This window comes from Cellvibrio mixtus subsp. mixtus J3-8 (genome assembly GCF_000766945.1).
Taxonomy (GTDB): domain Bacteria; phylum Pseudomonadota; class Gammaproteobacteria; order Pseudomonadales; family Cellvibrionaceae; genus Cellvibrio; species Cellvibrio mixtus_A.
Genome location: NZ_KN266207.1, coordinates 951,270 through 970,758, shown reverse-complemented (window position 1 = coordinate 970,758; position 19,489 = coordinate 951,270). Strand labels below are relative to the sequence as shown.

The window sequence follows — 19,489 nt, the reverse complement described above, 5'->3', positions numbered from 1 at the left end:
TTTTAAGAGGTCAAGAAATGTCCGAGCTGGGGCCAAGAATTGTTGTTGCCATGGATTTTGATAATGCAGATCAATGCCTTGCAATGGCAAAGCGATTATCACCGGAATATTGCCGCCTGAAAGTTGGAAAAGAACTTTTTACCGCCTGTGGTCCTAAAATAGTTGAACAACTTATGAGCCTCGGTTTTTCGATATTTTTGGATCTGAAATTCCATGATATTCCAAATACGACAAGCAAAGCTGTAAAAGCTGCCGCGGATTTGGGGGTATGGATGGTAAATGTGCATGCCTCAGGCGGTGAGAGAATGATGAAAGCTGCTAGAAACATTCTGGAACAGCAATCAGGTCATAAGCCTTTGTTGATAGCGGTCACAGTTTTGACCAGCATGGAGGCTTCAGATCTCAAATCTATTGGAATTGAGTGTAGCCCGGAAGAACAAGTGTCAAAGTTGGCACGATTAACGCATGAATGCGGCTTGGATGGAGTAGTGTGTTCAGCTCAGGAGGCTCAATTAATGCGATCCCAATTTGGTGGCCAGTTCTGTTTGGTAACTCCCGGTATTCGCCTGGAGTCTTCCCCCGTTGATGATCAACGTCGAACGCTTACTCCCGCTGCCGCTATTGCTGCGGGCAGTAGTTATCTGGTTATTGGTAGGCCAATTACTCAATCGGCAGATCCAATCGCGACTTGCCAATCTATCGTCCAGTCGCTTGTGTGATGTGTTGAGGAAATTTACTCATGAGTAATAACAAGCCAATGGTGGTAACCATTGATGGCCCAAGTGGTTCAGGAAAGGGCACGCTTAGCCAAATGCTGGCCAAGCATCTTGGTTACCACTTATTAGACAGCGGTGCCTTGTATCGTTTAGTTGCGTTGGCCGCGATGAAACGGAGTATTGATTTAACAAATGAAGTGTTGGTTGCCGCTATTGCGCAAAATTTGAATGTTGAATTTAGTGTGAAGGGCGAATCAATGCTTGTGTTGTTAGATGGTGAGGATGTGACTGATGCTATCCGCCAGGAAGTTGTAAGCATGGGTGCATCCAAGGTTGCCGCACATCCGGCTGTGAGGGCTGCATTATTGGATCGTCAGCGCGCATTTGCCCGGGCCCCGGGTTTAATCGCTGATGGTCGTGATATGGGGACGGCAGTATTTCCTTCAGCGCCCACAAAAATATTTTTAACTGCAAGCGCCGAAGCGCGGGCAGAGCGACGCTTTAAGCAATTGCAGGCAAAAGGCGAAGTGATTGATATGGCTAAATTGGTGGCAGATATTCGTGAGCGAGATGAGCGTGATTCAAAACGTGCGGTATCGCCCTTAGTGCCTGCGGCAGATGCCACAATTATTGATAGCACCAATATTGGTATTGCAGATGTTTTTGCTAGGATGCTGGCATTAATCAAACAGAATTGACGATCAATTTTTTGCAGTGTCAACAAATGGTAAAAATATTTCTTTAGTTTGCATCGGCTACAAATTAAAGATTTATGTGAGTCTACCAGTAGAACTAAATATAGCAGCGGGCTTAGAAATAGTTATTTTTCAGATGGGATTCATATATGACCTTAACTTGTTTTAAAGCCTACGATATTCGCGGAAAATTGGGTGAAGAGCTCAATGAGGATATTGTGTACCGTATTGGTCGTGCTTATGCGCAATATATAAAACCAAAAAATGTGGTGGTGGGTGGGGATGTCAGGCTTACGAGTAAAGCCTTGAAAACGGCATTAAGTAATGGCTTGCGTGACGAAGGTGTTGATGTAATCGACATTGGTATGTCCGGGACGGAAGAAATTTATTTCGCCACCAGCCACCTTAAAACTGATGGTGGGATTGAAATTACAGCTAGCCACAATCCAATCGACTACAACGGCATGAAGCTTGTCCGTGCTGGCTCAAAGCCAATCAGTGGTGATACTGGTTTAAATGAGATAAAGCGCCTGGCAGAGGTTAATCAATTTCAGGTGGCCGACTTTTCGGCGCGTGGAAGTCTCACAGAAGTAAATATTCTCGATGCTTATGTGCAACACCTTTTGTCTTATGTTGATGTCTCTGCGCTAAAACCGTTGAAGTTGGTTGTTAATGCGGGAAACGGTGCGGCGGGCCATGTTATAGACGCAATTGAAAAATATTTACCCTTCACATTTATAAAAATCAATCACGAGCCTGACGGCACTTTTCCTAATGGTATTCCCAATCCTTTATTATTTGAGAACCGTGCTTCAACCTCTGAAGCGGTAATCCAGCATCATGCAGATATGGGAATAGCCTGGGACGGTGATTTTGATCGTTGTTTCCTCTTTGATGAGAAAGGCGAGTTTACCGAGGGGTATTACATTGTTGGATTGCTTGCGGAAGCATTTTTATTGAAGAATCCAGGTGCAAAAATTATCCATGATCCGCGATTGACTTGGAATACGCTTGATATAGCGTCTGTTAATGGTGGCCAGGCTATTCAATCCAAAACCGGCCATGCGTTTATTAAAGAGCGCATGCGCACAGAGGATGCTGTTTATGGTGGTGAAATGAGTGCTCACCATTATTTCCGCGATTTTTTCTATTGTGATAGCGGCATGATTCCCTGGTTATTGGTTTGTGAGCTTCTTTGTCGCAAACAACAAACCCTATCTTCCATGCTCGCTGACCGTATTGCGAAATTCCCTTCACCCGGTGAAATTAATAGCCATGTAGCCGATGCAAAAGCTGCTATTGAAAAAGTGCTTGCGCACTACGAAGCGGATGCAAAATTTATCGATAAAACAGACGGTATAAGTCTGGAATTTGATGATTGGAGATTTAATTTGCGAATGTCCAATACCGAGCCTGTGGTGCGCCTGAATGTAGAGAGCAGGGGCAATAAGCAGTTAGTCGAACGAAAAACAACAGAAGTCCTTCATTTACTTAATAGCTAACTAACAAATATTTAATAGGGCGACAATTATGCAAGTTAAAAAAGCTGTGATTCCAGTGGCTGGTTTGGGAACTCGTATGCTTCCTGCAACTAAAGCTATCCCCAAGGAAATGCTGCCAGTTGTTGATAAACCGTTAATTCAATATGTAATTGAAGAGGCGGCTGCAGCGGGAATCAAGGAAATTGTACTGGTCACGCATGCGAGTAAAAATGCGATAGAAAACCATTTTGATACCAGCTTTGAATTGGAGGCTCAACTTGAGGCGCGTTTGAAGCGTTCGCTACTTGCAGAAGTTCGTTCGATTACACCTCCTGGTTTGACAGTTATTTCTGTGCGTCAGGCTGAAGCAAAAGGTCTTGGTCATGCAATTTTGTGTGCAAAACCTGTTGTAGGTGATGAGCCTTTTGCCGTGCTCCTTCCTGATGTGCTGGTTGATAATGCGGAATCAAATCTCAGGCAAGATAACCTGGCAGGTATGACCAGGCGCTTTCAGGAAACTGGAAATAGCCAGATTCTTGTGGAGCAGGTTCCTCACGATCAAGTTGATAAATATGGTGTTGTTGATTGCTCTGGAGTGGAAATTCCATCTGGGAAAACTGCCGCAATTAAAGCAATGGTAGAGAAGCCTCCGGTAGATGAAGCGCCTTCGAATATGGCTATTGTTGGGCGTTATGTTTTGTCCAAAACGGTTTGGGATTTGTTGGCAAAGACCCAGCCAGGTGCAGGTGGTGAAATTCAATTGACCGATGCATTGGATGCATTGTTGGGCTTGGAAACCGTCGAAGCTTATCAGTTGATTGGCCGTAGCCATGATTGTGGAACCAAGCTGGGTTATCTCATGGCGAATGTTATTTACGGTGAGCGCCATAACGATGTCGGCAATAATTTCAAAACATTTTTGCAGAAGCGTTATACGAAGTAACTGGCACCGGATTATTCCGGAAATGTAATGATGGATAAGGAGTGCTAATTGATTATTCCCGTCATACTCGCAGGTGGATCCGGGACAAGGCTGTGGCCTATGTCCCGTCAACATTACCCTAAACAGTTGTTAAAACTGTTTGGTGATAAAACAATGTTGCAGCAGACGTTATTGCGGCTTGAAGGTGTGGCAAATCTTGCTCCTCCGATAGTTGTTTGTAATGAGGAGCATAGATTCATGGTTGCTGAGCAATTGCATGAAATTGCTCAAGCGAAAGCCTCTATTATCCTTGAACCAGTTGCGCGTAATACCGCCCCTGCATTGGCGTTAGCTGCATTACACGCAAAGACCCTGGCAGAGAATCCAATTCTTTTAGTGTTGTCTGCTGATCATATGATCAAGGATGTCGGTGCATTTCATGTTGCTCTTGAAAATGCCATCACTGCGGCAAAGGCTGGGCATCTCGCTACTTTTGGTGTGAATCCAACCAGGCCTGAAACCGGTTATGGTTATATTAAAACTAAAATGGATTCTGCAGCTGCAACTGGAATTTTTTATCCGGTGGTTCAATTCGTTGAAAAGCCTGATTTGGTAACGGCTGAAAAATATCTCGCTGAAGGTTGCTACTACTGGAATAGTGGCATGTTTGTTTTTCAAACAGAGGTTTTTTTAAATGAGTTGCAAGGGCAGAGCCCTGATGTGGTTGTAGCAGCGGAGCAAGCTAAAGTATGGGCGGTCCAGGATTTGGATTTTATCCGTGTTGATCGCGAATCTTTTGCCCAGGCGCCGAATATTTCTATTGATTATGCATTAATGGAAAAAAGTAAGAACGTTGTTTGTATTCCGTTCAATGCAGGATGGAGTGATGTTGGAGATTGGAAATCATTTTGGGATCTGTCTGATAAAGATGCGTCGGGAAATAGTTTGATTGGTGACAGTATTGATATTGGTTCCAGCAACACGTTGGTTTTTTCCCAGGACAAATTGGTTGCAACCTTGGGGGTTAGCAATCTGATGATTGTTAACACTCCGGATGCCGTTTTAATTGCTGATCAATCCCAGGCCCAGCAAGTTAAATCTCTCATCTCCCAAATAGAAAAGCAAAAGCGTTCCGAGCATCTGCAGCATCGCGAAATATATCGCCCATGGGGTTGTTACGATGTAATTGATAATGGGGATCGCTATCAGGTTAATCGAATTCGGGTTAAGCCTGGTGGTAGTTTGTCCTTGCAGGTGCATCATCATCGTGCTGAACATTGGATTGTTGTAAAGGGCACTGCATTGGTACAGAAAGGTGATGAAACCTTACTGCTTTCTGAAAATGAATCGACGTATATCCCTGTGGGGACAAAACATCGCTTGAGTAATCCGGGCAAGATTCCCCTCGAAATTGTTGAGGTTCAGTCGGGTCCCTACCTTAAGGATGACGATGTGATTAGATATGAAGATAGTTATGGGCGATCTTAAATTTGTCGGGAGTAGCAAATGAAAGTAACAGTTTTTGGTACTGGCTATGTTGGATTGGTGACCGGAGCGTGTCTTGCCGATGTTGGGCACGACGTACTTTGTGTCGATATTGATCAACAAAAAGTAGATAACCTGAACTCAGGTATCATTCCCATTTATGAGCCTGGCTTGGAGCCAATAGTTAAACAGGCTGTGCAAAATAAGTTGCTCGCATTTACGACAAATATGGAAGCTGCTGTTAAGCATGGGGAGTTGCAATTTATTGCCGTTGGTACTCCGTCTGGCGAGGATGGATCTGCGGATTTGCAGTATGTTGTTGCCGTCGCAAAAACAATTGGCGAGCGAATTACGGATTATCGTGTGGTTATCAATAAGTCTACTGTCCCGGTGGGTACTGCCGAGGTGGTTGAAAAAGCACTTGCTGAGCAACTGCAAAAGCGGGGAGTAAACATCGAATTTGATGTTGTTTCCAATCCGGAGTTTCTTAAAGAGGGCGCTGCTGTTAATGATTTTATGAAACCTGATCGAATCATTGTTGGCAGTCGAAGCTCACGGGCTGAAGCATTGATGCGTGAACTTTATGCGCCTTTTAATAGAAGTCATGATCGTATGATTTTTATGGACATTCGTTCGGCAGAGCTCACCAAGTATGCTGCAAATGCGATGCTCGCAACCAAAATAAGCTTCATTAATGAGATGGCTAATCTGGCTGAACGTCTGGGGGCTGATATTGAAAAGGTGCGTAATGGTATTGGTGCAGATCCTCGTATCGGTTACCAGTTTATTTACCCCGGATGTGGTTATGGCGGCTCCTGTTTTCCGAAGGATGTTAAGGCGTTAATTAACATAGCTAAAAACACCGGCTATCAAGCTGGTTTGATGGAAGCTGTTGACCAGGTAAATAATGAGCAAAAAACAAAATTGTTCGATTATATTGATCGGCATTTTAAAGGGGATTTGCGTGGTAAGATTTTTGCGCTGTGGGGGTTGTCGTTCAAGCCAAATACTGACGATATGCGCGAGGCTCCAAGTCGAACCCTTATGGAGGCGCTGTGGGCTCGTGGAGCCAAAGTCCAGGCTTATGATCCGGTGGCAATGGAAGAGACGCAAAACATATATGGCTTGCGTGATGATTTGAAACTTGTTGGAACCAAAGAGGCGGCACTGGAAAGGGCCGATGCTTTGGTGATATGCACCGAGTGGAAAAACTTCAGGGCGCCAAACTTTGATTTAATCAAGGGGGCGTTACGTGAGCCTGTGATATTTGACGGGCGCAACTTGTATGAGCCAGAAAGAATGAGCGGCCTTGGTGTCCAGTACTACGCTGTAGGTCGTGGCTTGAGTGTTATACAAAATTAATTATTAAAGTTGACTGATCTTGCGCCTATGCAGGATCAGTCTTTTAGATAGCAATATGATCCCTCCTTGTGAGTCACCTCTAGCTGTTCTTGCAGTCTAACCTATTGAAAAATAAAGCCCATTCTGCTAGCATCCCGCGCCTGCTAAATAATCTGCTTTCTTTTTTTAAATTTAAGTAGTGTTATTGGCAGCGGTGATAACTGTAAAACCCAGTCTGAGGGAGTTATTGCCTTATATTAATTGACCCGCGTGCCAGACCGTGCGGAGCAGGTAGGGTGTGGTTTTCATGCCTGTACCTCTAATTTATAGGTAATACCATGAGTATGAACGAAAGTTTTGCAGAGTTATTTGAAGAGAGTTTAAAGACTGTAGATATGGTGCCAGGCACCATCGTTACTGGTGTAGTAATCGATATCGATAAAGATTGGGTTACTGTACACGCAGGCCTTAAGTCTGAAGGTGTTATTCCCGCAGAACAATTCCGTAACGAACTGGGTGAGTTGAACCTCCAGATCGGTGACGAAGTACAAGTAGCTCTGGAAAGCGTTGAAGATGGTTTCGGTGAAACCAAACTGTCTCGTGAAAAAGCCAAGCGTGCTGAAGCCTGGAAAATTCTTGAAGCCGCTCACGTTGCTGAAGAAGTTATTAAAGGTGTTATCAACGGTAAGGTTAAAGGTGGTTTCACCGTTGACGTTGCTGGTATCCGTGCCTTCCTTCCTGGTTCACTGGTAGATGTTCGCCCTGTGCGCGAAACTACCCATCTCGAAGGTAAAGAGCTGGAATTCAAAGTAATCAAGCTGGATCAAAAGCGTAACAACGTGGTTGTTTCCCGTCGTGCTGTACTTGAACAAGCTAACTCTGTTGAGCGCGATGAATTGCTGGCTACCTTGCAAGAAGGCCAGGCAGTTAAAGGTATTGTTAAAAACCTTACCGACTACGGTGCATTCGTTGACCTGGGCGGTGTTGACGGCTTGTTGCACATCACTGACATGGCTTGGAAGCGTATCAAGCATCCAGGTGAGATTGTGAATGTTGGCGACGAAATCGACGTTAAGGTGTTGAAGTTTGATCGCGAACGCAATCGTGTATCTTTGGGCCTGAAGCAACTTGGTGAGGATCCGTGGGTTGCTATCACCAAGCGTTATCCGGAAGGTGCCCGTGTTAAGGCTAAAGTGACCAACCTGACTGATTACGGTTGTTTCGCTGAGCTGGAAGAGGGCGTTGAAGGCCTGATCCACGTTTCTGAAATGGATTGGACCAACAAGAACATCCATCCTTCAAAAGTTGTTCAATTGGGCGATGAAATTGAAGTTATGGTTCTGGATATCGATGAAGAGCGTCGTCGTATCTCCCTCGGCCTGAAACAATGCCAGGAAAATCCATGGGATGCGTTTGCTCGCACCTGTGCGAAAGGCGACAAGATCAGTGGTAAGATCAAGTCAATCACCGACTTCGGTATCTTCATTGGTCTGGATGGCGGTATTGATGGTCTGGTTCACTTGTCAGATATCAGCTGGCACGAAGCAGGCGAAGAAGCTGTTCGCAAGTACAAGAAAGGTGACGAGCTGGAGACTGTGGTATTGGCCATCGATCCAGAGCGTGAGCGCATTTCTTTGGGTATCAAGCAACTGGAAGCTGATCCATTCTCTGAATACGTTTCAGTGAATGACAAAGGTGCTGTTGTTAAAGGTATCGTGAAAGAAGTTGAAGCCAAAGCTGCTGTAATCACCCTGGCTGATGATGTTGAAGCAGTATTGAAAGCATCTGAGTTAAGCCGTGAGAAAGTAGAAGACGCGCGCAACCTGTTGAAGGTTGGCGATGAAGTTGAAGCTAAAATTATTGCGGTTGACCGTAAGAATCGTAGCATCAGCTTGTCTGTGAAATCTAAAGATGTAGAAGACGAGAAGGCTGCTCTGAAAGAACTTTCAAGCAAGCAGTCAGATCAAGCTGCCCCTACTACTTTGGGTGACCTGATCAAAGCTCAAATGCAAAGCAAAGAGTAATCTTTGAATAACAGCGGTTGGCTAGTGCTGGCCGCTGTTGCTTTCAGGTCTGTGCTATACATAGTAAATTGATTTTATTTGTTCTGCGTAACTCTATATTTTCTGAAAAGTTGTGTTGTGTAATCCCGTCATTAATAAGAGAAGCAGGTTATGACCAAATCAGAATTGATTGAATATATTACTGAAAAGCAAAATCAATTAACTATTAAAGACGTTGAAATGTCTGTAAAACTGCTCCTTGATTATATGTCTGATATTCTGGCATCTGGCGAACGAATTGAAATTCGTGGTTTTGGCAGTTTTTCGCTTCATTATCGTGCGCCTCGCACCGGGCGAAATCCAAAGACCGGGGAAGCTGTGGTGCTTGAAGGTAAATATGTACCTCACTTCAAGCCTGGTAAAGAGATGCGTGATCGCGTTAATGAGAGTATTGGTAAGTAGGTTTTTTTAGTTTCCTGGTGTTTTCCCTCCTGTTCTTGTTGTCCTCAAGATGCTAGGCCGGCGGTTGTTTTTGGAGCCTGACTTATGTTGATAAAATTGCTTGAGGCTTCGCGTACCGCTAAACGAATCATTTCTTTGTGTTATGACTCCGTTGCAATTGTTATCGGGGTTTATCTTTCCAATTGTTTGCGGTTGGGTACGTTTGATTTAGCGATTACCCAAAAAGAACTGGCCGCATTATTAATAACGCTGGTTGCCAGTCTTACAATATTCATCCGTTTGGGGATGTATCGCGCCATTTTGCGGTATATGACGCAGCCTGCCATTGTTACTATTATCATTTGTGTACTCCTGTCTGGTGTTACCCTGGCTGTTTCAGGTTTTCTTACTTATTCAAAAATTCCTCGCTCAGTGCCCTTTATTTACATCGGTTTGATGCTGGTGTTAATCGGCGGTCCGCGCCTGCTGATTCGCCATATCATTTTAAAAATGGGGGCCTTACCTCCTGCCGATATGGTTCCAGTAATTATTTATGGTGCGGGACGAACAGGGCACCAGCTTATGCTGGCCTTACAGGACACAGGCTATAAGGTGGTTGCATTTGTTGATGATAATTCATCGTTGCATGGAACTTTGTTGGCCAATATTAAAATTTTCTCGCCTAAAGCTCTGCCCCGCTTGATCTCTGCCTCATCTGCAACCAAGGTCTTGTTGGCGCTTGGTCGGACCGCCCACAGTGTGCGCCTTGAAATTATTAAGCGCTTGGAGAAGCTGCATATTAATGTGCAAACCATTCCAGATATGGGAGATGTTTTGTCAGGAAAGGCGCGTATTGAAAATATTCGTGATGTAGATATTGATGATTTGCTTGGGAGGGATTCCGTTCAGCCTTTGCCCGATTTAATGGAAGGCTCGATAACCAATAAAGTGGTGATGGTAACAGGAGCCGGGGGCTCGATTGGTAGCGAGTTATGTCGACAAATTATTGATTTTAAGCCTGCAAAAATTATTTTACTGGATCATAACGAATATAGCCTATATGCCGTAGAGCAAGAGCTTGAAGCGCGTAATGTTCATTCAATTCCGGTTGTACCGCTATTGGGGTCGGTTCAAAACACTAACTTTTTGCGTTCGGTATTCAGGCATTATCGAATAGAAACTGTGTATCACGCAGCTGCTTATAAACATGTTCCATTAGTTGAGTCCAATATTGTTGAGGGGATAAAAAATAATGTATTGGGAACACTAAATTGTGCTGAAGCAGCGACGGAAGCGGGCGTTGGATTATTTGTACTTATTTCTACCGATAAGGCTGTTCGTCCAACCAATGTAATGGGGGCCTCAAAACGTTTGGCGGAATTGATATTGCAAAGTATTGCCAGGCGTCAGCAGCTTACCCGGTTTGTTATGGTTCGTTTTGGGAATGTGCTGGGTTCCTCTGGTTCGGTGGTGCCTTTATTTCGCAAGCAAATTAAATCCGGTGGGCCAGTTACTGTAACTCATCCTGAAATTATTCGTTATTTTATGACGATACGGGAAGCATCCCAATTAGTAATCCAGGCGGGAACTATGGGCAAAGGTGGTGATGTTTTTGTGCTGGATATGGGAGAACCCGTTAAAATAGTTGATCTTGCTCTGCGTATGATTCATTTATCGGGCTTATCTGTTCGTGATGTTGCTAACCCTGAAGGTGATATTGAAATTCAATATACCGGCTTGCGTCCTGGGGAAAAGCTATTTGAAGAGCTGCTCATCGGTGATAATGTTTTTGCCACAGAGCATCCGCGAATTTTTAGGGCGTTAGAACAGTCCGTTTCATGGCATGAGATGGAAATTTTTCTAAATAATTTGAATACTGCATGTGAAAATGATGACGCAAAAAGAATTAAATCAATGTTGCACGAAATGCCTTTGGGGTATGGTGGCGAGCTGGTAGCGTTGGAGGAATATCCAAGGGCTTTGCCATTAACCGGTGTCAATTAGGTCTACCTGCTTTTAGCTTGATTGCAATAATCATTAGTGGAGTGTAGGCCAAAATAAGTGCGACAAAGGGATTTAATATGCCCCTCATCATCAATAGTGCAATCGGAAAAAGCCAGCCAATATTTACAAGGCAAACGAGGGATGTAGCCTTAGTATGTGAATTTAACTTCAGTGCAAGTTTTTGGTAGCTGTGGCTTCGATGTGGTAAATAAAATTTTTGACCAGTTAATAATCTAATGCTTAGTGTATAAGTTGCATCTACGATAAAAACTGCCATTGAAATTAACCATGCGGCAGCGATATCAATCGATCCAATGCTGGTTTTTATTGCAGCAAAACCAAAAATAAATCCCAAAAATAAACTCCCCGTATCGCCCATAAAAATTCTGGCATTCGGGAAATTCCAGTAGAGAAATCCTGCACAGGCCATGCCTGTTATCACTAATAGTTTTACGATAGCTGGATTGTTATTTGTCTGGTGCAGAAATATTCCCATCATCAAGCATACGCAAATAGCCTGGATGGTTGCTATTCCATTAATTCCATCCATGAAGTTGTATAGGTTGCATTGCCATACAAGCGCAATTACGCATAAACCGCTTAATGCGATCATGCCCACATCCAGATTATTTAATTCATGCACACAAATCATTACGGCAATTAATGATAAAAAGAATTGAATTAATAGGCGCACTCTAACGCTGAGGCTCATGAAGTCATCAAGTGCTCCCAGGATTGCGATAAGAGTAAATAGTATGAGTGGTGCCCAGGGTAGGGCTGATCCATAAACTCCCGCACCTGCGCTAATCAAAATTATTGCTGTAACAATGGCTATTCCACCGCCGCGTGGAGTTGGCAAATTATGGGAGCTGCGATCACTCGGGATATCCATTAACCGTTTACCTAATAGCTGAATAATTATCCTGGATAAAAAAAATGAAAGGGCAAATGAGAGTAGGCAGAGCGCAATCCAGTTATTCATAGGTTTGATAAAGCTGTGGGTTGATGGTTGGTCATTTTACGCTATTCGTTGCTATTCTTTTGTATTTGGATTTGCACCAAAAAAGATCTTGCTTGTGATTGTTTGTCGTTAAATGGTGCGTTTGTCCATTATTGCATATATCCAATTATTTATATCTTGCTGAAAAATAACGTATTTACATTTTTGGATTAATGTTTGCTTATAGGTGATTCATTTTTTATTTAAGTAGCGATGATGCTTTTTTTCGCCCTTTATAAGTGCAAATTTTGTTTTTAAAAACGAATGGCAATGAAATTCAAGGCATTTCTCGGGTTCTACTGTTTCAATATGAAGCATGGCAATGATGCAGGAGCTTTGAGTCGCCACGCAAGATAATAACCATCATGGGGTAAATATGAAGAAGATATATCTTATTTCGAGTTCTCTGTTAGCAGGGCTGGCTAGCGCTAGTCCTGCGTTGTGGGCACAAGAACCCAGCCTCAATGGCGCTAATACGGCGTGGATTTTAACCTCCACCGCGCTGGTTTTGTTCATGACGTTGCCCGGGCTTGCACTGTTTTATGGTGGCTTGGTGCGCGTTAAAAATATTTTATCGGTGCTTATGCAATGTTTTGCAATCGCATGCATTGTATCGTTATTGTGGTTGATTGCTGGTTATAGCTTGGCATTCGGCGCTGGCAACTCATGGATTGGCGATTTCAGCATGGTGTTTATGGCGAGCATTACAGAGGATGCGCTTTCCGGTGACATCCCGTTAAGTTTGCATGCGATGTATCAAATGACGTTTGCGATTATTACTCCTGCACTTATCGTTGGTGCTTTTGCAGAGCGAATGAAATTTTCATCCATGCTGATTTTTTCGGCCTTGTGGTTATTCGCAGTTTATATCCCTGTGTGTCACTGGGTATGGTCGAGTTCGGGCTGGTTGTTTGCGAAGGGGTTGCTGGATTTTGCTGGTGGTACCGTAGTACACATAACGGCAGGTGTAGCAGCATTGGTTGCGGCTGTAGTTATTGGAAAACGCAATGGCTTTCCCACAACAGCAATGCCTCCACATAATATGACCATGACAGTGACTGGCGCAGGAATGCTATGGGTGGGTTGGTTTGGTTTTAATGCAGGCAGTGCGTTGGCTGCTAATGGAAATGCAGCGATGGCGATGCTGGTAACCCATATTTCCGCAGCAGCGGGGGCATTAGCCTGGATGGCTATTGAGTGGATTCGTTTTCGTAAACCCAGTGTTTTGGGTATCGTAACCGGAATGGTGGCAGGGTTGGGCACTATTACGCCGGCATCCGGTTATGTTGGCCCCGGTGGTGCTTTGGTTATTGGTCTCTCGGCAGGCATTATCTGTTTCATCATGACTCATTTGGTAAAAAGAGTTTGGAAAATTGATGACTCTCTCGATGTGTTTCCGGTTCACGGTATCGGTGGTGTGCTTGGTACTATTCTCGCGGGAATTTTTGCTTCAACAGAATTGGGTGTGTTCAGTGGCCAGGGATTTGCGTCGGGCATCAACTCCATGGGTGAACAAGTTGGTGTTCAATTGCTTGGTGTTGTAGTGACTTTCATTTACACCGCAATAGTTACTTATGTGCTGCTTAAAGTAACGGGTATTTTAACTTCTGGTTTGCGTGTCACTAAAGAGGAGGAAACCATTGGTTTGGATTTGAGCCTGCATGAAGAGGATGGCTACAAACTTTAATTTGAATTGCTAGAAAAAAAAGGAGCTACGGCTCCTTTTTTGTTTTTGTCAGTCGTTGGTATAGGGTGTTATCGAAATGCTATGAGCGCTGCTGTAACAGCAACATTTAATGATTCGACACCGTTATTCATAGGAATGCAGACTTTTTCATCGCTCAGTTTTTCAATGTCTGTTGATACTCCCTCAGATTCATTGCCAAGCACATAAATGCAAGATGCAGCGGGGGAAAACTTTTTAAGCTCCACGGTTGCGTGCGATGACAATACGCAAACAGTAGTGCCTTCTTGCTGGAAATCTTTGAGTGCTTCTTTTAGATCGCTACACCTTAATAGTGGTGCACGAAATACTGTGCCCGCACTTGCTTTGATAACCAACGGGTCAATTTGCGCGTTGCCTTTCTGGGGGAGCAAAATTCCGTCAATGTTTCCGGCACAAGCCGAGCGAATAATCATGCCGAGGTTTTGCGGGTTTTGAACTCCATCAAGTGCTAACAATGTGTATTTCTTTTGGCGATTATGAGCAATAAATTCATCGTAGAATTGATAACCGCGCAATTGCAAATCTGCAGCTACCCCTTGGTCTTGCGCTGCATTTTTAGATATCCGCGATAACGCCTGGCGCTCATGAAAAATAATTTCTGCACCTTTTAATTTTGCCAGTTCAATTATTTCATCAATAATCCCGGCCGGTTTATTGCTTTTTGCCAGATGCAGGCGGTAAATGTAGGTCGCTGAATCCTGGAGTGCTTCAAGTACGGTTTTGCGCCCGTAAACTGTCATCAAGGAATCAAAAAAACGTTTTTTTTCCAGATAGGCGGGGCTATCTTCGCGCGGTTTGTTCATTGCGGATACCGATCGTTATTCACTGCAGAGTTGTTTATAAGCTTGCACTGCGGGTACCAGGCCCATAGCGATAGCATCAACTGTTAATGCGTGACCGATAGAAACCTCCAATAATTCGGGTACCTTGCGGAAATATCGAAGATTATCCAGATTTAAATCATGCCCGGCATTCAGGCCTATACCAATGCTTTGCGCATGAATGGCTGCGGTGCGATAAGTTTCGAACAGCTGGTTAAAGTATTCACCTTGCAGCTTGAAGTGTTCGGCGTAGGGCCCGGTGTACAGCTCTATTCGATCTGCACCTATAGCTTTTGCCAGGCTGATTTGTTCTATATCCGGATCCATAAACAAACTCACCCTAACCCCAAAATCTTGCAGCTCATGAATTAACGGGCGAAGTTTTTCGCCGGCAATTTTTAAATCAAATCCATGATCTGACGTTAATTGGTCATTTGAGTCTGGGACCAATGTACATTGATGTGGACGCACATCTTTGACCAGTTTAATGAAACCAGGAAAGTCACCGACGGAATCGGCGTAAGGATTTCCTTCGATATTAAACTCGATGTCGGGGTATCCGTTGACCAATTCACTCAGTTCATAAACGTCGTGTGGACGAATATGGCGTTGATCGGGGCGAGGATGTACTGTTAATCCATCTGCACCGGCTTTTATACAAATTTCACCGTGGGTGACTACATTGGGGTAATTGCCAGCGCGTGAATTGCGAATGAGTGCAATTTTATTCAGGTTAACGCTAAGTGCAGTTTTATTGGCTGTTTTCATTTGCGGGCACCAAAGCGTCTTTAAAGCGGGAGGTTCTTTGCACTGGCATGGCGTTGTCCACTGCAATCGAATGGGTGCGAGTAGCACTGATTATGTGTATCGCTTCATTCGGAGCTTCAGGGAATGGCCTGTTGGCACCGCGTGGGGCCCGGCCAATTTTTTCTACCACGTCCATGCCTGCCACTACTTTTCCAAATACGGTGTAACCTGGAGCGGTTTTGGTCCTATCAAATCCTTCGTTGTTTTTCAAATTAATAAAAAACTGAGAGGTAGCACTATCAGGATTTGATTGCCTTGCCATTCCAACGGTTTTGTATTTATTCGCCAAGCCATTGCTGGATTCATCTTTAATAGGTTTGTTTGTCCTTTTTTCCCTGTAATCATCACTCATCCCTCCACCTTGAACTACTACGCCGGGAACTATGCGGTGAAAAACGGTATTGTCGTAGAATTTGCTATCCACATAGGTTAAAAAATTCTGCACAGTAATAGGCGCTTTTTCCGGATAGAGCTCAATAACAAATGTGCCGCGATCAGTTTTGACTGCGACGAGCGTGGCTTCTTCTGCATGCAAGCTTGCGTTAATGAACAAACTTGCCAGTAAGATTGATGAGAAAAAAGACTTGATCATGAGGAGCCTAAAATATTCAGTGTTACCTAAAAATATCCACTACAAATAATTAACGCCATTCAGATTTGCGCTTGCGACGACCAAGTCCTTGCAAAACGAATGAAAGAATTACGCCGCCCAATACTAATCCACCACCATAAACCCAATGATTAAAACGATCAGTGTTTTTGAGTTTTTCATTATCGGCTTTAACTACATCTGCATGGGTTTGCAGTAATTGATTTTCCTTCAGCAAGCGTTGGTGTTCATCTTCCAGGTTAAGGGCTGTCGTCGCTGCCTGGCGCATGTCTTCAGTATCCGTGAGGAGTTGCTGGTGCTCTTGTTGGATTTTAGTTAATTGAGCTTTCAATTGTGTATTTTCAGTTTGTAATGCAACGACATCTTTTGAGGCGCCGGAAAGCGCTGCCAATTGCATGGCAGCAGTAGGTTTGTCAGTAAGGTTTTGGCTGCGTATCCAGCCCTCAGTGCCGTCCGGTGTGACTACCAATGACCACAAATTGTTATCAGTGCCAGTTTCTTCGCGAATAAAATTTAATTTAGTGCCGCTACCAACGCCTTGTTGTAATACGCTTGCTTGTGGGTTTTTATCACTACGAACAGGAACGTAAATAACATCAGAAACATATCGGTCTACTGCAAATACAGAAGAGCTGATGAGCGATAGTGCAAGAATCGAGAGTGTAGAGCCGGGTAAGGGAATATTTTTCACAGTGATTCCAATCCTTAAGCAAAAGGTAAAGAGAAAATTTATGGCAATACTTTATTGAAGGGCTTAACAACCACGTTGGCGAAAATGCCGGCGGTACAATAAGGATCTTGATCAGCCCACTTTTGTGCCGCCTCTAATGAGGGAAACTCTGCGATAACCAGGCTGCCAGTAAAACCGGCATCGCCCGGATTTCCATTGTCGATAGCGGGATGAGGTCCGGCTACAAATAAACGACCTTCATCGTTAAGTTGCTGCAATCTTGCTAAATGGGCAGGGCGAGTGATTTTGCGTTTTTCAAGGCTGTTTGGATGGTCTTGGCAGATAATGGCGTAAAGCATGTCACTCGTCTCTTGTTGGTTCTTCAGTAAATCGTGAACTGTTTTCTATTAATTGGCACTGCCATCATTAATCACTTCTTCAAGTGTCAAATGGGTTAACAGGCGAATGCTGCGAAATACATAAAACAGTGTGCCCATCATAATGATCATCATGGGTAACGCAATTACCGGATAGCTGAGTGCCGTCATTTTACCTAATTCCGCATTAAATTCGGCAGTACCTGCGGGGCTTACCAGAATTAATTTTGCCAGTACGTAATTGAGTATTGAGGACAGAAAAAATGAGCCGGCAATCAGTAACGAAGCATTGATCAACGTGCGATCAAATTGTTTTTGGGTATTGTAATGGGCGAGAGCTTCATTGACTTTTTGAATTTTCAGGACTTTATCGTTATAGATAAAAACTTTAACCAACGGGTAGCGCGTTTTAATAGAAACCAGGGTGATAACTCCCAATATGCCGGGAATTGCAGCTTCCTTAATCGCAAAATATTCGGGCGGCAGTTTCAGCAGGCTGAGTCCGCCCGTTAACAACACACTAACCACACCTAACGCAGAAAACACATTTAATTTTTTATTGATCGCAAAATCGCGCAGGCCATAACCGATAGGAAAGGCGAGGGCAACAATTAACCCCCAGGTCGCACCCAAATACTCATCGGTACTCAATTTGGTCAGAATTAATGTAGGGATTACAATATTCATAAGCAAATTGGCTAAAAAACTTTCTTTTTTAACCGCAGGCTGTGAATTAGCCGTTTGTTGTTTAGCCTTATCGGCTACCATGCTCGAAGTTTCTTCAGTGTGTTTGTCTGTCATGACCAATCCGGGTGTATTGCCAAAGTCGTGGAGTTAGTGTGATTTTTGATCTGCATAGCCATACTTATTTTTCTGATGGCGCCTTGAGTCCGGAGGCTTTGGTCGAGCGAGCAAAAGCGCGCGGCGTTTCCGTGCTGGCGATCACGGATCACGATACCATAGCCGGTGTTGATCTTGCACATAAAGCCGCTGTTAAAGCTGGTATTCAACTCATTAGCGGTATCGAATTCTCCAGTCAATGGGGTAAAGGTGGCGTACATATCGTCGGCCTTGGTGTGAACCCGGCTTCGCCCGAACTACAAGCGGCAATAGATTTTCAGGTGCAGGCGAGAGCTGCGCGCTCATTAGCTATTGGTGAGCGTTTGTCGCGTGCCGGATTTCCTGATGCCTTGGCGGCGGCCAAGGAGATTGCGGGTGCTGGTACGCTAGGGCGACCCCACTTTGCGCAATATCTGGTGAAAGTTGGTGCGGTAAAAACTATTAATGCTGCTTTTAAGAAATATTTGGGGGCTGGCAAGCTTGCCGATGTTAAATACCAGTGGCCGTTGATGGATCAGGTAATTGGCTGGATTCACGCCGCGGGTGGTGTTGCGGTATTGGCCCATCCCGCTAAATACGAGTTAACCCGTACGAAAATGTGCGCATTGGTGGATTCTTTTGTGGCCGCGGGTGGCGATGCTGTCGAGGTAATTAGCGGTCTGCAGCCAGCGAGTGTGACCCGGGATTTAATAAAAATTGTGAATACCCGATCCCTGTATTCATCTTGCGGATCGGATTTTCATGTACCTGACCAGCCCTGGCAGGAACTGGGAAGTTTTGGGGTTTTGCCTGATGAAGCAAAACCTGTATGGAATTTGCTAGGGTTTTAACAGGCAAATTATTTAGTGGGAGGCGTCGATGCGCGGAATCCACTGTAAAGCGAGTAGAGAGTTGATCATGGCCCAGTTTTTTCAGATTCATCCGGAAAATCCGCAACACCGTCTCATTGCTCAGGCGGCCGATATTATCCGTAAAGGAGGTGTCGTGGTGTACCCCACGGACTCAGCCTACGCATTGGGATGCCATATTGGCGATAAAGATGCCCTTGAGCGAATTCGTACGTTGCGCAAATTGGATAAGAACCACAACTTCACCTTGATGTGCCGCGATCTCTCGGAGTTGGCGACCTATGCAAGGGTAGATAATCAGGCATTTCGGTTGATAAAAAACCATACGCCGGGAGCTTATACCTTTATCCTGGAAGCGACGGCAGATGTCCCGCGCCGATTACTTCACCCAAAACGCAAAACTATCGGTTTGCGCGTCCCGGACAACCTTATTGCATTGGCTCTATTGGAAGAATTGGGTGAGCCACTGATGACTAGTAGTCTACTGATGCCGGGCGAGGATTTACCGATGACGGACCCTTATGACATTCGCGATACCCTTGAGCATTTCGTAGATTTGGTAATTGATGGTGGTTATTGCGGCCTGGAGCCCACAACAGTGGTGGATCTGACTGGCGATGTTCCCAGGTTGGTACGTCAAGGTAAAGGCGACTTCTCACCTTTTGAATCTAACTGATTGATCTTTATTGATATTATTTGTTC

General features: G+C 44.4%; 19 protein-coding genes. 12 read left to right on the top strand and 7 right to left on the bottom strand.

Annotated elements, in window-relative coordinates; genetic code table 11:
• Positions 1-17 precede the first annotated feature (17 nt).
• The 9 genes from pyrF to A596_RS09025 all read left to right on the top strand — a co-directional run bounded on the left by pyrF (position 18) and on the right by A596_RS09025 (position 11,088).
• Positions 18-719, top strand: coding sequence for an orotidine-5'-phosphate decarboxylase (gene pyrF, locus A596_RS09065; RefSeq protein ID WP_039914548.1), 702 nt, complete (start codon positions 18-20; stop codon positions 717-719).
• Positions 720-739: 20 nt separating this feature from the next.
• Positions 740-1,414, top strand: coding sequence for a (d)CMP kinase (gene cmk / locus A596_RS09060; protein ID WP_039913834.1), 675 nt, complete (start codon positions 740-742; stop codon positions 1,412-1,414).
• A gap of 146 nt (positions 1,415-1,560) precedes the next feature.
• Complete coding sequence (locus A596_RS09055; RefSeq protein WP_039913830.1) at positions 1,561-2,913, top strand: phosphohexomutase domain-containing protein; 1,353 nt, start codon at positions 1,561-1,563, stop codon at positions 2,911-2,913.
• 28 nt (positions 2,914-2,941) lie between these two features.
• On the top strand, positions 2,942-3,835 hold the full coding sequence (gene galU, locus A596_RS09050; RefSeq protein WP_039913827.1) for a UTP--glucose-1-phosphate uridylyltransferase GalU: 894 nt from the start codon (positions 2,942-2,944) through the stop codon (positions 3,833-3,835).
• A 48-nt stretch (positions 3,836-3,883) separates the two neighbouring features.
• Positions 3,884-5,302 carry a mannose-1-phosphate guanylyltransferase/mannose-6-phosphate isomerase gene (locus A596_RS09045; protein ID WP_039913823.1) on the top strand — a complete coding sequence of 473 codons (1,419 nt, stop codon included), beginning with the start codon at positions 3,884-3,886 and terminating at the stop codon, positions 5,300-5,302.
• Positions 5,303-5,320: 18 nt separating this feature from the next.
• Positions 5,321-6,661 carry a UDP-glucose dehydrogenase family protein gene (locus A596_RS09040; RefSeq protein ID WP_039913821.1) on the top strand — a complete coding sequence of 447 codons (1,341 nt, stop codon included), beginning with the start codon at positions 5,321-5,323 and terminating at the stop codon, positions 6,659-6,661.
• 323 nt (positions 6,662-6,984) lie between these two features.
• Complete coding sequence (gene rpsA / locus A596_RS09035; RefSeq protein ID WP_039914544.1) at positions 6,985-8,664, top strand: 30S ribosomal protein S1; 1,680 nt, start codon at positions 6,985-6,987, stop codon at positions 8,662-8,664.
• A 150-nt stretch (positions 8,665-8,814) separates the two neighbouring features.
• Positions 8,815-9,105 (top strand): integration host factor subunit beta, encoded by a 291-nt coding sequence (ihfB, locus tag A596_RS09030; RefSeq protein WP_039913819.1) that lies wholly within the window; start codon positions 8,815-8,817, stop codon positions 9,103-9,105.
• Between the two features lie 192 nt (positions 9,106-9,297).
• Entirely contained in the window at positions 9,298-11,088 is a 1,791-nt protein-coding gene (locus tag A596_RS09025) for a polysaccharide biosynthesis protein (RefSeq protein WP_235425658.1), read from the top strand.
• Here A596_RS09025 and A596_RS09020 read toward each other — a convergent pair.
• Positions 11,081-12,070: an MraY family glycosyltransferase gene (locus tag A596_RS09020; protein WP_039913817.1), complete on the bottom strand. Its 990-nt coding sequence runs from the start codon at positions 12,068-12,070 to the stop codon at positions 11,081-11,083. The genes A596_RS09025 and A596_RS09020 overlap by 8 nt on opposite strands.
• A gap of 394 nt (positions 12,071-12,464) precedes the next feature.
• Here A596_RS09020 and A596_RS09015 point away from each other — a divergent pair, with 394 nt between their 5' ends.
• Positions 12,465-13,775, top strand: a complete 1,311-nt coding sequence (locus A596_RS09015) for an ammonium transporter (RefSeq protein ID WP_152600132.1) — start codon at positions 12,465-12,467, stop codon at positions 13,773-13,775.
• A 68-nt stretch (positions 13,776-13,843) separates the two neighbouring features.
• On the opposite strand, the gene rlmB is transcribed toward A596_RS09015, so the two are convergent.
• The 6 genes from rlmB to A596_RS08985 are packed head-to-tail and all read right to left on the bottom strand — an operon-like array spanning position 13,844 to position 17,900.
• Positions 13,844-14,617, bottom strand: coding sequence for a 23S rRNA (guanosine(2251)-2'-O)-methyltransferase RlmB (gene rlmB / locus A596_RS09010; protein ID WP_039913816.1), 774 nt, complete (start codon positions 14,615-14,617; stop codon positions 13,844-13,846).
• 15 nt (positions 14,618-14,632) lie between these two features.
• Entirely contained in the window at positions 14,633-15,403 is a 771-nt protein-coding gene (locus tag A596_RS09005) for a pyridoxine 5'-phosphate synthase (RefSeq protein WP_039913814.1), read from the bottom strand.
• A complete protein-coding gene (locus tag A596_RS09000) occupies positions 15,387-16,034 on the bottom strand; it encodes a peptidylprolyl isomerase (protein WP_039913813.1) in 648 nt (215 codons plus the stop codon). Before A596_RS09000 ends, A596_RS09005 begins: the two co-directional genes overlap by 17 nt.
• Before the next feature lie 49 nt (positions 16,035-16,083).
• Positions 16,084-16,743 (bottom strand): TIGR04211 family SH3 domain-containing protein, encoded by a 660-nt coding sequence (locus A596_RS08995; RefSeq protein ID WP_235425657.1) that lies wholly within the window; start codon positions 16,741-16,743, stop codon positions 16,084-16,086.
• A gap of 38 nt (positions 16,744-16,781) precedes the next feature.
• Positions 16,782-17,081: a YciI family protein gene (locus A596_RS08990; protein ID WP_039913811.1), complete on the bottom strand. Its 300-nt coding sequence runs from the start codon at positions 17,079-17,081 to the stop codon at positions 16,782-16,784.
• A 48-nt stretch (positions 17,082-17,129) separates the two neighbouring features.
• Entirely contained in the window at positions 17,130-17,900 is a 771-nt protein-coding gene (locus tag A596_RS08985) for a VC0807 family protein (RefSeq protein ID WP_039913810.1), read from the bottom strand.
• 38 nt (positions 17,901-17,938) lie between these two features.
• Between A596_RS08985 and A596_RS08980 the strand changes: the two genes are divergently transcribed.
• Complete coding sequence (locus A596_RS08980; RefSeq protein WP_039913808.1) at positions 17,939-18,769, top strand: PHP domain-containing protein; 831 nt, start codon at positions 17,939-17,941, stop codon at positions 18,767-18,769.
• Positions 18,770-18,836: 67 nt separating this feature from the next.
• Positions 18,837-19,463 (top strand): L-threonylcarbamoyladenylate synthase, encoded by a 627-nt coding sequence (locus A596_RS08975; RefSeq protein ID WP_039913806.1) that lies wholly within the window; start codon positions 18,837-18,839, stop codon positions 19,461-19,463.
• Positions 19,464-19,489: the final 26 nt, after the last annotated feature.

Coding starts and splice junctions, on each gene's coding strand:
- pyrF (WP_039914548.1), top strand. CDS start 18: ATGTCCGAGCTGGGGCCAAGAATTGTTGTTGCCATGGATTTTGATAAT.
- cmk (WP_039913834.1), top strand. CDS start 740: ATGAGTAATAACAAGCCAATGGTGGTAACCATTGATGGCCCAAGTGGT.
- A596_RS09055 (WP_039913830.1), top strand. CDS start 1,561: ATGACCTTAACTTGTTTTAAAGCCTACGATATTCGCGGAAAATTGGGT.
- galU (WP_039913827.1), top strand. CDS start 2,942: ATGCAAGTTAAAAAAGCTGTGATTCCAGTGGCTGGTTTGGGAACTCGT.
- A596_RS09040 (WP_039913821.1), top strand. CDS start 5,321: ATGAAAGTAACAGTTTTTGGTACTGGCTATGTTGGATTGGTGACCGGA.
- rpsA (WP_039914544.1), top strand. CDS start 6,985: ATGAACGAAAGTTTTGCAGAGTTATTTGAAGAGAGTTTAAAGACTGTA.
- ihfB (WP_039913819.1), top strand. CDS start 8,815: ATGACCAAATCAGAATTGATTGAATATATTACTGAAAAGCAAAATCAA.
- A596_RS09020 (WP_039913817.1), bottom strand. CDS start 12,070: ATGAATAACTGGATTGCGCTCTGCCTACTCTCATTTGCCCTTTCATTT.
- A596_RS09015 (WP_152600132.1), top strand. CDS start 12,465: ATGAAGAAGATATATCTTATTTCGAGTTCTCTGTTAGCAGGGCTGGCT.
- rlmB (WP_039913816.1), bottom strand. CDS start 14,617: ATGAACAAACCGCGCGAAGATAGCCCCGCCTATCTGGAAAAAAAACGT.
- A596_RS09005 (WP_039913814.1), bottom strand. CDS start 15,403: ATGAAAACAGCCAATAAAACTGCACTTAGCGTTAACCTGAATAAAATT.
- A596_RS09000 (WP_039913813.1), bottom strand. CDS start 16,034: ATGATCAAGTCTTTTTTCTCATCAATCTTACTGGCAAGTTTGTTCATT.
- A596_RS08990 (WP_039913811.1), bottom strand. CDS start 17,081: ATGCTTTACGCCATTATCTGCCAAGACCATCCAAACAGCCTTGAAAAA.
- A596_RS08985 (WP_039913810.1), bottom strand. CDS start 17,900: ATGACAGACAAACACACTGAAGAAACTTCGAGCATGGTAGCCGATAAG.
- A596_RS08975 (WP_039913806.1), top strand. CDS start 18,837: ATGGCCCAGTTTTTTCAGATTCATCCGGAAAATCCGCAACACCGTCTC.